The sequence below is a fragment of the Bacillus sp. TH30 genome (assembly GCF_016650875.1).
GTDB classification, from domain to species: Bacteria; Bacillota; Bacilli; order Bacillales; family Bacillaceae_G; genus Bacillus_A; species Bacillus_A mycoides.
In genome coordinates this window covers 4,902,457-4,915,365 of sequence record NZ_JAEKEY010000002.1, presented here as the reverse complement: position 1 = coordinate 4,915,365, position 12,909 = coordinate 4,902,457, and the positions used below count along the sequence as shown (strand labels likewise).

Here is a 12,909-nt window from a genome sequence, read left to right as displayed (position 1 = left end):
TTTTTTTACCCAGCCAATTTGTTATACTTGATGTATATAAGAGATGCGGAGGCGTTTGTATGGAATGGAAGCTAGATAACGACAGTAAAATCCCTATTTATCAGCAAGTTGTTGACTTTATTGAAAAACGTATTACATACGGAGAACTTCCTCCAGGTAGCTTCCTCCCTTCAGAACGGAAATTAGCGACGCAGTTAAACGTAAACCGCAGTACGGTAACGACCGCTTATAATGAACTACGTGCTATGGGAATTGTAGAAAGTACGACTGGTAAAGGTACACGTGTGAGTACACATATGTGGGGCGTTTCTCCAACATTAACGCCGAACTGGAGAGGTTTCGTAGAAGGTGGTACTTTTTTACCAAACTTACCGTTACTTCGCCATATTCGGGCAGAAGTACAACAAAATGAGAACATTATAGATTTCGCAAACGGAGAGCTCGGTTGTAATCTCTATCCTCACGATCAACTACAAACGATTTTACGAGAACAACCGTTAACACAGTCATTAAGTTACGATCATCCGCAAGGGTATCTTCCGCTAAGACAAGCGGTAGTAAAATATATGAAAGAATATTTGAAGGTTGAAGCGACCGAACAATCGATTATGATTACATCCGGTGCCCAACAAGCACTCCACCTTATCGTTCAATGTTTATTAAACCCAGGAGATGCAGTCGCTTTCGAAAGTCCTTCACACTGTTACTCATTACCACTATTCCAATCAGCAGGTATTCGTATTTTCCCATTACCTGTCGATGAACATGGTATTAATCCAGATGATGTGCAAGAGTTGTATAGAAAGCATCGTATTAAAATGATCTTTTTAAATCCAAATTTCCAAAACCCTACGGGAACGATGCTGCATCCAAACCGTAGAAAGAAACTGCTATCACTTTGCGCAGACTTACGAATCGCGATCGTTGAAGATGACCCGTCCAGTTTACTTACGTTAGAAAATAAACAACCTTGCCCTACTTTAAAATCGATTGATGAAAACGGAACAGTCATTTATGTACATTCTTTATCAAAAATGATTGCGCCAGGTTTACGAGTTGGCTGGCTTGTCGCCCCGCAGTCAGTAGTAGAACGTTTATCAGATGCACGACACCAAATGGAATTAGGAATGAGCATCTTCCCGCAGTGGCTTATACAACAATTTTTCGAAACTGTACCATTTCAGTCGCATATCGTACCGTTACGAAAACAACTTGCAGAAAAAAGAGACATTATCGTTCGTGCCCTAAACGAGCAACTTCACGATAAAATCTCTTTCTCAAGCCCGACCGGTGGTATATACATATGGGGAAAATTAAACGAACCGATAAACGAAAAACAACTTATTATGCAAAGCTTAAAACAAGAAATTGCCTTTATGCCAGGCAGTATTTTCGGCGCGAAAGATGGTTATATACGTTTGTCTTATGGAAAAGTAAATATTGATCAAATTGAGGAGGGAATTTCTCGTTTGCGTGAGGCTATTTTAGTTTGTGAAAAATAACTTTAAATAAAGCTTTCTCGTTTGACAAAAGAAAAATCTACCATTATCATCAACTCGAACCTAGTTTTAGGAGTGATAAAATGAAGATTTATGTTGATGCAGATGCTTGTCCTGTAAAAGATGTGATTATTTATGAGGCTACGAATGCAGAAATTCCCGTTACCCTCGTTACTAGCTTTTCTCATTATTCTAATGCGGAACAACCAAAAGGTGTAGAAACAATTTATGTTGATTCCGGAGCAGATGCTGCGGATTACCGGATTATGCAGTTAGCAAAAAAAGAAGATTTAATCGTAACGCAAGATTATGGTCTTGCTTCGCTAGCTTTAGCAAAAGGCTGTATCGTTCTACACCATAAAGGCTATAAGTATACGAATGAAAACATTGAACAATTATTACAAACACGGTATTTAAGTGCAATGGTTCGAAAAAGCGGTAAGCGTACAAAGGGACCGAAACCATTTACAGCAGAAGATAAAGAGAAGTTTAGAGTGCTCTTTAAAAGTATAATCGAACTTAAAAAATGAACCGTCTATTTGCAAGGAAAACTTCGCAAAACAAAGAAGAGAATATCCAAATGAACATTCTCTTCTTGAGGTTTACCTGTTTAAAATGAAGGTAAATTATCTAAATTATTTTCCTTTATACCATCCGGTTCACTACGTATAATATCCCTACCATACTTATGAAATACGTCCACATGAGCTAACTTCCCTGATTTCGCTTCACTAAGAGCAGTAATATAATCTAACTCTCTCCCGCTACTTGTCTTAAAAGCAATTAAATCCCCATCATCATTTTTACGAACGGCAACAATTTGTTCTGCTCCTGAATTGACTTCATTGTCTACTTCAAATTGAGCTTGCTCTTCTCCTTGATGTAAGTAATCATTATAAACTTTTTCAAAGTCTTTTTTGTCCATAAATTTCACCTCCAACACATTTTATTAGTATGTTTGGAAGGTATTAGTTTTATGTACTTCTTCCATCAAGTTCACAAAAATACACTCCCTCAAAAAGATAACCCGAATCATAATTTTTTCAATCTAATACAAATTCATTTTAGAATCCTATAGAGTATCTCTTAATTTAAGTGTTAATATTTTCCTGATAATATTATAATTTATTTATATCGAAAAGAAATATGAAATGGAGAATGATTATGTTGAATATAGATATTAATCGTTTAACTGATATTTGTTTAGAGTATCAGCAGTCTAGATTTTATGTTACTAAAATCCCTAAAGATTTCTTATCAATTGCCAAAAAACGTTTTTCTATACCAACAGATGACCAAATTTTTGCTTTTTTAAGTTGTAACTTGTTTGGATCAGGAAAATATGGTGTTTACTTTACAAATTCAGGTTTATACTGGAAAAATTGGCTGTTAGGTAAAGGAAATATAAAATGGGATCAATTAAATAAAGTGCAAAAAATTGAAATTGATAAAGATAGCTTTTTATCTTTTGATGCACAAAAAAGCTTTAATATTAACGGAAGTGATTATCCTCCACTGTTATTTAAAGAATTACTTATAACTCTTACAAATTCATTCCAAAATTCAAAGCAAAATGATATACATCCAGTTATAAAAGTTGATGAGATAAAATCAACCTGTTCTTTGTTTGAGACGTACAATGAATTATTAGAACCTGATAATGGGTTATTTGTAGACACTCATATTTCACACAAAAAATTAAAAGAAATTGGGGCACGATACATTGTTTCAAAAGAAGAAGAAATCATTGCTTTTTTAGATACATCTGTCCTTGGTAATTTGAGTAAAGGATCCGATGGAGTATTAATTTGTCAATCAGGTATATATTTTAGAGAAACTTTTGTACACTTGTATTTTCCATGGCATGTCTTTAGGAATATCCCTATTACTTTGACTTCAAATGAATTAGAAATCGGAAAAGGAAACATATTTCATCTTCAACATGCTAGAATACCTAGTCAAGAGATTCTATTATTCATCAAGAATTTAAAACAGTATGTTAATAGTTTATATGAGGAAAATCCACAACTACATATTTAATACATTCGTTATTACATATAAGCTCGTGTATATTTAAGTCTAAAATTTCAATTCAACTAAAAAAAACCGATTATTTTTGTAGGGAACCTACAGGTATAATCGGTTTTTTAATCTTATTCTTTGCTTACATGCTCATTTATAATGGAATCTAGTGATAGACTAGATATTCTGCTTTTTTAATATCTACGCAATTTCTCCAAAGTCTCCAATATATCATCTGTAAAGGCAGTAGCGCCCTCTTTCTCTAAAGCTCTGAAATATAAACTTCTTAAGAAAGCTCTAATATTTTGTACTAAAATATCATGTTGAGGATGTGGGATATCTTCAACAATTGCTATACTATGTAGCCAATTGCTCCACTCTTCTTCAGTTAAAATATTTTGGTTACGCAACGACATAATTGGCGTTACTAATCTCTCATCCTCAAAGTGTATGTATACGTAGTCATTCAATCGAACCTTCTGACGAACAGCAGCTAGTATTGCATATGAAAACTCACGATTTTGTATTGTACGTGCTAAAGCATCTAGTGCATCTGCCGCATGTGCAGTAGAATGTGCCCAGCCTTTTCCTTCTACGTAACCTCTTACATCTTCTTCTAAATAGACATATTCCAGAACTTGTTCTGCCACACTATACAGTTGTTCTTCAGATAACAGTGGTTCTCTTTCATGAACAGATAAAATAAGCGGCGGAATTAATACGGAGAACGCACGTTTAAATACAGAATCTGTGCCCTTTTCACCAATTTTATAAAATAAATAATCAGGACTAATCGCTTGTAACATTAATCCTCGTAATTCTTTTTGTCTAAATACATCATTTGTAATCCATTTGTGAAGCGTACTATAAATCAAATCATCACGTAATTCAGCATCAGGTGATCCGATATAATCTAGCATCCACTGTGCATATGGATATGCATCTACATCTTCTGGCACAGCATAATTATTATTTTGAATTTGTTGTAATTCTTCTTTTAGTTCTAGTACTTCTGTCATTATATTTCCTGTCCCCTTTTTACGTTTTTTAACTTCTTTTCGCCTTATCCCCTGTAATTTCCCTCATAAAATTAAGTCGACTTTTAATATAGTTTTAGTCCCTATCTTTCTATGAACTTGATTCAATTATATAAATTTCTCCCGAGAAATAAAAGGAAATACATTGGAACACCAAAGCTTCTCACTTTGTTTGCATGCATTTCATGTAAGTTTAAGTTATAAAATAAAGTATTTTTTTCATTTGTATTCAAACGTATTTACAATCAAAAATTAAATCATTTTAGAACTTGTTTAATAAACTCTGTTTTAGCTTTTGTGTATGCTTCTCTATCTTGGTTATATCTTTTAGCTAAATCTTGTTTCAGATTTGAATAATCATAAACTAATTGTGGATTTTCTCGTAAGCGGTTACGAAATAAAAGTTGTTGCTCCCATCGCTCAGTTCCTTTAACCATTAAATGCAGGTGAGCTACACGCCTATTATTCTTCACTTTCACAAAGAACCTTCTCCAAGGTCTTTCATCTAATTCCGGGCCTACATAATGCCAATCATATATAGACAATTTTGCTGAAATATCGAGCACTCTATCAAATGAGTCTGTTTCAGCCATTAGATCAATGATAGGTTTTGCAGGTAAACCAGGTATGGATGTACTTCCTATATGTATTACTTTGCTAATACCGAGAGGAGTAAGCAGTTCATAAAGTTGCTGTTCTTCATATCGGCCTTTATCTTGCCAATCAGGATTTGCATTAACTATCTCTACTGACTCATTCGCCCATACAGGCCAATCGTTCGGATTATCTTTTTTATCCACCCAACGCATCCCCTTTCACGAACTTTTTGCTATATAAACGATTTTAAATTCCTTTAAATACAACTACCGGATCATCAAAATTACTATTCTGAAATATAACATTCGCACATTCTTTCGGATTATGCTCATCTATATACATCTTACAAGCCGCATGATATCTGTTTATAAACATTTTCTCTGCTTCTTCATAACTTCCAAAATCCTCAGTCTCGCGCTCTGCACCACGGTTTCTCGCAATCTCAAAATCTGTATCTACGAAAATTTTATAATCAAATAGATACTCAATTTCTTTTTTCAATAAAAATGTTCCATCTACTATTAGCACCATAGTTGGCGAGGCCACTAGCGGCGTATTATGTACAGGCATGTCCGTTATTAAGTTATGAGAAATCGTTTCATACTGTAAATTCCCGTTAGGTCCTAAAGGTTTTAATAGCCTTTCTTTGAAAGCTGTATAATCGTGTGCGTCTTCGTAATACCCTCTTGCGGACTCTTTTCCTTGTGCATAACGAATCAATCTAGGGTTATGAAAATCGTCAATGCTGGCGCATATTACTTGTACTCCCCGATTTTTCATTTCCTCTGCCAGTTCGTTTGCAAATGTTGTCTTTCCTGAAGCTGTAATACCACTCACTCCAACTCTTGTTGGATGAGTTAAATTTAAATTTAAAATATGATCAGCAATTTCTTTCATGTATTGTTTTCGGAGCATGACATTCCCTCCTGTATATTGTTTACATAATATAATTGCAGTAAATTAATTTCATCGCTATTTGTTGGTAAATCGATATATTTAAAAAAATCGTTGATATATTTTAAGTTATGATAGATATATTTTTATTGATTTATATTTTCCTTATTTCCCCTTAAACCCTCGATATAAAGCCGTCCGTAACTCTTGTTTGTATTCTTCAATTTCTGGCATATCGAGTTCTTCTGCTAGTCTGATGGCTAGTTCAATATCATACGGTACACGTACGAGTTGAATGGAAAAGCTTGCTGCTTCTTTTTCATTGTATGTTCCTTCAAAAATTAAATAGGAAGCTTGTGTAATTTCAAGTGGATTACCTACACTACCAGCATTACATAACGTTTTCCCTCTAAAATTTTGCACATACGCCTGATGAACGTCACCGTAACAAACGACATCTGGTTTTCTTTCCCCTTCTATATTCTCTGTGAGCTCACTATTTTCGAACATACTAATACGCTCTTCTCTTGTTGCATGTGGTTGAATTCTTTCATACAAACTTCTCGGTGAAGCGTGGAACATACGAATCAGTTTCCCACTCATATAAAACTCGATTGAAAATGGTAAGCTTCTTAAATACTCATTTTGTTCTTCTGACAATTGTTTTTGATGCCATTTTAACGCTTCAAATTCAGTCGGTTTTGTAATGAAATCATCCCAGTTTCCCATTACGGTTCCTTCACATTCTTTACGAACGATTTCAATTACTTCGCTAGAATGCGGACCTTTTCCTACTAAATCTCCAAGACAAATAATACGTTCAATTCCTCTTAATTTAATATCTTTCAGTACTGATTCTAATGCCGGAATATTACCATGTATATCTGAAATTACCGCAATTTTATCCAAATGAATCCCTCCGTTATTTATTGTTTATTATATCCTCATGTTGTGATTGATACCATTTTGGAATATAAGATGAAAAATGATTATGATCTTCTATAATTCGGTTCAATCTTTCTTTCATATCCTCTACTAAATGTGGTGTAGTTCGGTTTGTCCATACGATATCCGCTGGGAATGTCATCGCTGCATATAATGAATACAGTTTCCAAAAGTGGATTGACGGATCGCCTCCGCAATAACCGTGAACTTGTCCAACCGCAAATGGTTTGCTTATTCTTGTAGTAAAAATCGCTACGTTATAAAAATCGTGTATTGGATCGCCAAAATCATATCCACTAAAATCGATAACGATAAATTCATTATTATGAATCATACTATTTGCTGGGTGGTAATCATCGTGTAAAAATGTGATAGGCCGATTTTTCAATAAGTCTTTATGATTTTCTACAAAGGTGAATACTGGCTTCAAATCCAGAAAATTCACCTCATAATCTGCTAATGCCTCTATGTACCTTTCATACTTATTCCACCTAAATATTTCCCATTTATTACTTGCACTTTCTCTTTCTATCGAGTGAATTCTCTTTAATATTTCCCCTGCTTTTCTTCCTGCATTATACTGTTCTTCCACCGATAGCTTGCTTAAGCTCTCTTGACCATTTACACCTTGGGTCCATTCAAATACTTGAACACATTTATTTAATCCCTCAAGTTTTATGAAATGAATTAACTTCGGCGTTGGAATATGTAATAACTCCAATTGTTTCATATACATATATTCTTCTTGTTTTCGTTCATAATTAGAAGAATCACACACTTTCACAAAATAAGTTTCTCGATTCTCTAGGTCAATTTTATACTTCTCTTCATGTGAAAAACCTTTTGTAATAGCTGTACATTTTACAATACGTGACCACTCTAGTTTTCTTTCTATCTCTCTTAACATTTCTTCCACAAAACTCACCTCTATTAATATACGAACAAACTACCTAACACTTCATACTCTCGTTTATTTTCCCCTTTAAACTCCACTGCAAATGGATATTCGCCATGATGCTTCAAACGTTCTAGTACTAGCCCTTCTCCAACTGGTTCACAAAACTGCACATGAACATCACCAAACGATACACTTTGACACTCAGCATTCCATTCTTCATTTTGTATGATTGAATTTGCAGTTAGCTCCATTACTTCTTTCCATTTCCGCACTGTTTCTCGAACATTTTTCACCGTATAATGAATCGTTTCAATTTCTTGTACTTTATTTTTATGTTCAGTGATCGTCCCTATTTTACGTAAATCGTTTCTTCTTTCTTCATCCGTTTCATTCCACTGTATAAAGAATGGTAATTTCGGTCCATTCTCTTCTTGCTTTACAAATAACATTTTCCATTCTAAAAGCCGGCCATCTTTTCTCATCCGTTTCCCTTCAAATGGTCCTATCGTATGTAAGCCGTGCTTACTAAATTTAACTGCTAGTTCTTCAATTGCATCTGTTCGAATTGCGATTTGTAGCATCCCTTCTCCATTTTTTAATTTCACCACTGTTTCTTGTACTAATGGATTTTCTGCTTCTTTCGCTTTTTCTTCATGCTGAACTGCTAAAAATTCTATATATGATAAATCAAAATAACATAAACTATTCCAAGTACCCCAAGTCGTATGCTCACCGCCTAATGCAGTATGAAATCCATGCTCCTGCATTTGTTTTGCCGCTTCCTCCGGTGTACAATGCACTGCGTGAACGAGATGATCAAATGCTAACATAGTCTTTCTCCCCTTTCTCTCCATCCTTTTATTGTATATTTTATTTTTCTTTCGTTCAATTCAAAAAACTTTAAAACCCAGTTGATTTATACGATTAATGTGTATTATAATAAAACAAATTTAATTATTGCTGATTGGAAAAACCAAAGGCACTTTTCTCATACGGGAAAAGTGTCTTTTTCATTTATTATTACAGGGGGATTATTTATGCAGAAATTAATTGTCTTTGCTATTATTGGATTTTTCGCTCAATTGATCGATGGCGCACTTGGTATGGCGTACGGGGTAACGTCTACCTCACTATTATTAATGTTTGGTATCGCACCAGCTGTAGCTTCCGCATCAGTTCATTTAGCTGAAGTCGTTACAACCGCCGCTTCTGGTGCATCTCATATCAAATTTGGAAACGTTGATAAATATACAGTTTCCAGACTTACATTACCAGGAGCAATTGGCGCATTTATTGGGGCATGTTTTTTAAGCAATTTACCTGGTGATGTAATTAAACCGTACATTTCCATATTTTTATTTACTTTAGGGGTTTATATTTTATTACGATTCATCATTCAAAAACAAATTGTTTCTTCAAATAAGCGTATGTCTGCTAAACAACTTGTACCACTTGGCTTATTCGCTGGATTCGTCGATTCAACTGGCGGCGGTGGTTGGGGGCCGATTACGACACCTGTTCTTCTTGCAAGAGGAAATGAAGCTAGAAAAGTTATTGGATCTGTAGATACGAGTGAATTTCCTGTTTCACTCGCTGCAACGATTGGCTTTTTCATTTCACTTGGCTGGGAACAAGTAAGCTGGGTTTGGGTATTTGCCCTCATGCTTGGTGGTATTGTTGCCGCACCAATCGCCGCATGGTTAGTACGCATTGTTCCTTCTCATTTACTTGGCGTACTCGTTGGCGGACTTATTATCTTTACGAATATACGTACACTGCTTACTACATTTAAAGTAGATCCAACTATTATTTCACTTTCTTACGTTGCAGTTGGTCTTGTCGTTATTATATCTATTTTTATTGCTGTTCGTAATCATTCCAATCGTTCTAACGTATCGACAGCCGGCTATCCGAAAGATCAAAAACAAATGCTACCATAATTAATAATAATACCGCCCGATTTACTTCGAGCGGTATTTTTTATTTTTCTATTTTCCAATTGACCATCGTTTCAGTACTATTTACTCTTTTCATATGTAATTTCTCTAAGACACGAATAGAGCTATAATTATCAAGGAGTGTCTCCGCTATAATCGTTTCCACTTCCCCTGTTTGAAAAGCCCATTTCATTAATTCACTAACTGCTTCTGTTGCATACCCTTTATTCCAATATTTCTCAATAAATCCGTAACCAATTTCTACCGTATGTTGCTCATTCGCTTTCCCTTTAAATCCTATATCACCTAGAACCACATCATCCTCTTTCCGAATAACATACCACGGTCCCCACGGTAATGAAGCCACATCTCGTTTCACATTTTCTATATGCCCTACAATATGTGGGCCACTATTGTATCCTTGATTATTCGCAATTTGAATCCATTCTTCTGTACACGGTACTATATATAATCTTTCCGTTTCTAATTTCATAATGATATCCCCTTTTCAATTAAACAATACCTCAATTTTATCAGAAATAAAAAGAATATTCATTCTATTTATCGGATTTATACTTATTTCTTTGAAACGAATTTAAGGAATAATCCCCTTTTAATAGTTATGTCGAATTATATTTTCTGAATTTTCTTTTAATTTTAAAGGGTTTTTCAATATTTTTTGCGAAACATTTGTATAACAATTTTTTCTTTGCTTATTGTTACATAAAAGTAGGTTCGGGTGGAGTTTTGCAAGCGTTTCCTATACAATAACCGATATTTTTTGACTTTTCCTAACAAAATCCCTTGCAATATATTCAGAAAATCATTACAATTGCCATATATTAAAAATCATAGCAATTTATAAATCCTCATCAATCCGATGAGGTAGAGGTTGCGACTTTTAAAAGTAAAATGGACGAGACACAGCGAATGTCACTGACTCCGTTTGAAAGGAAAAGTTGCCGAAGTTTATATTTCTTCTCTGGAAATATGAGCTGGGGCTGTCTCCGAAAGGAACAGAACTGTCACGTTTACAAAATTACCGTGTAAACGTGGTGTGCTATCTTAACGGAAGGGTATGATGGGGTGGTTATTTGTGAAACGTTCCGCCTAATTCCTTTGGCGGTTTTTTGTATTTTTCTCCCCCGCTCCTTCCTAACCTACAAGAAAAGGAGTGTTGAACATGAATAGCGCAACAAATCAATCTACCTCTAAAACGCAAACTACACAAGGACAAGGTGAATTAAAACGCGGATTAAAATCTCGTCACCTTACGATGATTTCTCTCGGTGGTACAATCGGTACCGGATTATTTCTTGCCAGTGGTGGTGTTATCCATTCAGCTGGTCCTGGCGGTGCATTAGTCGCATATGCCGCAATTGGAATTATGGTTTATTTTTTAATGACAAGCTTAGCAGAACTCGCGGCTTACATGCCTGTTACTGGATCTTTTAGTACTTATGCAACAAAATTTGTTGATCCATCACTTGGTTTTGCACTTGGATGGAACTATTGGTATAACTGGGCGATTACGATTGCAGCTGAACTAGCGGCCGTAACATTAATTATGAAATTTTGGTTCCCAGATACCCCTTCTCTTATTTGGAGTGGACTTTGTTTAGCTATTATTTTTCTCTTAAACTATTTATCTGTTAAAGGTTTTGGTGAATCTGAATATTGGTTCGCACTTATTAAAGTAGTTACTATTATTATCTTTTTAATTGTCGGTTTTATGATGATCTTTGGAATTATGGGCGGCGAATCTGTCGGCTTTAAAAACTTCACTGTTGCAGATGCACCATTTAATGGCGGCATCATGGCAATTATCGGTGTATTTATGGCTGCTGGTTTCTCATTCCAAGGAACTGAATTATTAGGAGTAGCTGCTGGTGAAACTGCTGATCCAGAACGCAATATTCCAAAAGCAATTCGTTCTATCTTTTGGCGTATTTTATTATTCTACATTTTAGCAATTCTCGTTATCGGTTTATTAATTCCTTATACGACTGAAAGCCTTGCAGCGAGTGATGTTACAGTAAGTCCATTTACACTTGTATTTGAAAAAGCGGGTGTTGCCTTCGCTGCTTCTGTTATGAACGCTGTTATTTTAACTGCAGTACTTTCTGCTGGTAACTCTGGAATGTACGCATCAACTCGTATGCTTTGGGATTTAGCTCGCCAAGGAAAAGCACCTAAGTTCTTAGGAAAATTAGATAGCCGTGGTGTACCTGTTAACGCATTAATCGCAACATCAGTAGTTGGTAGCGTCGCTTTCATCGCTTCTTTATTCGGTGACGGTGTTGTATACATTTGGTTATTAAATGCTTCTGGGATGTCAGGATTTATTGCTTGGGTCGGGATTGCTATTAGTCATTACCGTTTCCGTAAAGCTTATATTGCACAAGGGAAAGATTTAAAAGATTTACCATATCAAGCAAAATGGTTCCCGTTCGGTCCAATCTTTGCATTTACACTTTGTGTTATCGTTATTTTAGGTCAAAACTACGGAGCATTTACAGGAGCATCTATCGACTGGAACGGTGTACTCGTTTCTTACATCGGTTTACCACTCTTCTTAGTACTATGGTTAGGCTATAAATTTACTAAGAAAACGAAAGTCATTCCACTTGATAAATGTGAACTGAAATAGAGTATAGCAAAACGAGCAAACAAATTTGTTTGCTCGTTTTTTTATTACAATTCCATTTACTTCCCTATTTCTTATCTTTTTGCAATAATAAAGTAAATACACTTAAAGGTTGGGATCACATGAACATTCGTATTACTGATGAAGCAAAAGCTGCTATACATAGACTAGAACGTGAAGACAAAAAGATCATTCGTATTAGAGGAACAATGACAAACTCTTGCAGCATTTTTGTTGATGTTGATTTAATTTGGGATACATATAATGCGGATGATGTTGTATATGAAGATGAACAGCTTATTATACAAATGGACTCATTCACGAAAGACTACACTGGTGGTACGTTAAAACTTGATTATAAAACAACTGGTTTTAGTATTACGACTCCAAGTGAGACGTTGGTGTATGGGTTGTCGATTAAAAAATAAACATT

Annotated in this window: 14 protein-coding genes and 1 riboswitch; of the genes, 6 read left to right on the top strand and 8 right to left on the bottom strand. The window is 35.1% G+C overall.

All coding sequences use genetic code 11. The features are described from left to right. Positions 1–59: 59 nt before the first annotated feature. A complete protein-coding gene (pdxR, locus tag JFU20_RS27330; RefSeq protein WP_193654338.1) occupies positions 60–1,502 on the top strand; it encodes a MocR-like pyridoxine biosynthesis transcription factor PdxR in 1,443 nt (480 codons plus the stop codon). 80 nt (positions 1,503–1,582) lie between these two features. Next, the gene (locus tag JFU20_RS27325; protein ID WP_078203525.1) at positions 1,583–2,029 is read left to right on the top strand and encodes a YaiI/YqxD family protein; all 447 of its coding nucleotides are present in this window, start codon (positions 1,583–1,585) and stop codon (positions 2,027–2,029) included. Positions 2,030–2,109: 80 nt separating this feature from the next. On the opposite strand, the gene JFU20_RS27320 is transcribed toward JFU20_RS27325, so the two are convergent. Beyond that, positions 2,110–2,424 carry a DUF3892 domain-containing protein gene (locus JFU20_RS27320; protein ID WP_033715815.1) on the bottom strand — a complete coding sequence of 105 codons (315 nt, stop codon included), beginning with the start codon at positions 2,422–2,424 and terminating at the stop codon, positions 2,110–2,112. A 239-nt stretch (positions 2,425–2,663) separates the two neighbouring features. On the opposite strand from JFU20_RS27320, the gene JFU20_RS27315 reads away from it, so the two are divergent. Further along, on the top strand, positions 2,664–3,539 hold the full coding sequence (locus JFU20_RS27315) for a hypothetical protein (RefSeq protein WP_002165528.1): 876 nt from the start codon (positions 2,664–2,666) through the stop codon (positions 3,537–3,539). A gap of 176 nt (positions 3,540–3,715) precedes the next feature. Here JFU20_RS27315 and JFU20_RS27310 read toward each other — a convergent pair whose 3' ends face one another. The 6 genes from JFU20_RS27310 to JFU20_RS27285 all read right to left on the bottom strand — a co-directional run bounded on the left by JFU20_RS27310 (position 3,716) and on the right by JFU20_RS27285 (position 8,722). After that, positions 3,716–4,540 (bottom strand): DUF2785 domain-containing protein, encoded by an 825-nt coding sequence (locus tag JFU20_RS27310; protein ID WP_002013583.1) that lies wholly within the window; start codon positions 4,538–4,540, stop codon positions 3,716–3,718. Between the two features lie 275 nt (positions 4,541–4,815). Next, positions 4,816–5,358 (bottom strand): GrpB family protein, encoded by a 543-nt coding sequence (locus JFU20_RS27305; RefSeq protein ID WP_002165527.1) that lies wholly within the window; start codon positions 5,356–5,358, stop codon positions 4,816–4,818. 43 nt (positions 5,359–5,401) lie between these two features. Continuing rightward, entirely contained in the window at positions 5,402–6,070 is a 669-nt protein-coding gene (locus tag JFU20_RS27300; RefSeq protein ID WP_201039119.1) for a P-loop NTPase fold protein, read from the bottom strand. Between the two features lie 144 nt (positions 6,071–6,214). After that, positions 6,215–6,958, bottom strand: a complete 744-nt coding sequence (locus tag JFU20_RS27295) for a metallophosphoesterase family protein (protein WP_002013591.1) — start codon at positions 6,956–6,958, stop codon at positions 6,215–6,217. 13 nt (positions 6,959–6,971) lie between these two features. Further along, positions 6,972–7,910, bottom strand: coding sequence for an aminoglycoside phosphotransferase family protein (locus JFU20_RS27290; RefSeq protein ID WP_201039118.1), 939 nt, complete (start codon positions 7,908–7,910; stop codon positions 6,972–6,974). Positions 7,911–7,924: 14 nt separating this feature from the next. Continuing rightward, complete coding sequence (locus JFU20_RS27285; protein WP_002032964.1) at positions 7,925–8,722, bottom strand: VOC family protein; 798 nt, start codon at positions 8,720–8,722, stop codon at positions 7,925–7,927. A gap of 207 nt (positions 8,723–8,929) precedes the next feature. Here JFU20_RS27285 and JFU20_RS27280 point away from each other — a divergent pair, with 207 nt between their 5' ends. After that, entirely contained in the window at positions 8,930–9,832 is a 903-nt protein-coding gene (locus JFU20_RS27280; protein ID WP_002127976.1) for a sulfite exporter TauE/SafE family protein, read from the top strand. Positions 9,833–9,872: 40 nt separating this feature from the next. Here JFU20_RS27280 and JFU20_RS27275 read toward each other — a convergent pair whose 3' ends face one another. Continuing rightward, complete coding sequence (locus JFU20_RS27275; RefSeq protein ID WP_002165523.1) at positions 9,873–10,322, bottom strand: GNAT family N-acetyltransferase; 450 nt, start codon at positions 10,320–10,322, stop codon at positions 9,873–9,875. Between the two features lie 385 nt (positions 10,323–10,707). Then, positions 10,708–10,900: riboswitch (Lysine riboswitch) on the top strand. Positions 10,901–11,012: 112 nt separating this feature from the next. On the opposite strand from JFU20_RS27275, the gene JFU20_RS27270 reads away from it, so the two are divergent. Together JFU20_RS27270 and JFU20_RS27265 are read left to right on the top strand one after the other, a co-directional pair. Continuing rightward, entirely contained in the window at positions 11,013–12,479 is a 1,467-nt protein-coding gene (locus JFU20_RS27270; RefSeq protein WP_002013597.1) for an amino acid permease, read from the top strand. Between the two features lie 119 nt (positions 12,480–12,598). After that, on the top strand, positions 12,599–12,904 hold the full coding sequence (locus tag JFU20_RS27265; protein WP_002013598.1) for an iron-sulfur cluster biosynthesis family protein: 306 nt from the start codon (positions 12,599–12,601) through the stop codon (positions 12,902–12,904). Positions 12,905–12,909 lie beyond the last annotated feature (5 nt).

Coding starts and splice junctions, on each gene's coding strand:
- pdxR (WP_193654338.1), top strand. CDS start 60: ATGGAATGGAAGCTAGATAACGACAGTAAAATCCCTATTTATCAGCAA.
- JFU20_RS27325 (WP_078203525.1), top strand. CDS start 1,583: ATGAAGATTTATGTTGATGCAGATGCTTGTCCTGTAAAAGATGTGATT.
- JFU20_RS27320 (WP_033715815.1), bottom strand. CDS start 2,424: ATGGACAAAAAAGACTTTGAAAAAGTTTATAATGATTACTTACATCAA.
- JFU20_RS27315 (WP_002165528.1), top strand. CDS start 2,664: ATGTTGAATATAGATATTAATCGTTTAACTGATATTTGTTTAGAGTAT.
- JFU20_RS27310 (WP_002013583.1), bottom strand. CDS start 4,540: ATGACAGAAGTACTAGAACTAAAAGAAGAATTACAACAAATTCAAAAT.
- JFU20_RS27300 (WP_201039119.1), bottom strand. CDS start 6,070: ATGCTCCGAAAACAATACATGAAAGAAATTGCTGATCATATTTTAAAT.
- JFU20_RS27285 (WP_002032964.1), bottom strand. CDS start 8,722: ATGTTAGCATTTGATCATCTCGTTCACGCAGTGCATTGTACACCGGAG.
- JFU20_RS27280 (WP_002127976.1), top strand. CDS start 8,930: ATGCAGAAATTAATTGTCTTTGCTATTATTGGATTTTTCGCTCAATTG.
- JFU20_RS27275 (WP_002165523.1), bottom strand. CDS start 10,322: ATGAAATTAGAAACGGAAAGATTATATATAGTACCGTGTACAGAAGAA.
- JFU20_RS27270 (WP_002013597.1), top strand. CDS start 11,013: ATGAATAGCGCAACAAATCAATCTACCTCTAAAACGCAAACTACACAA.
- JFU20_RS27265 (WP_002013598.1), top strand. CDS start 12,599: ATGAACATTCGTATTACTGATGAAGCAAAAGCTGCTATACATAGACTA.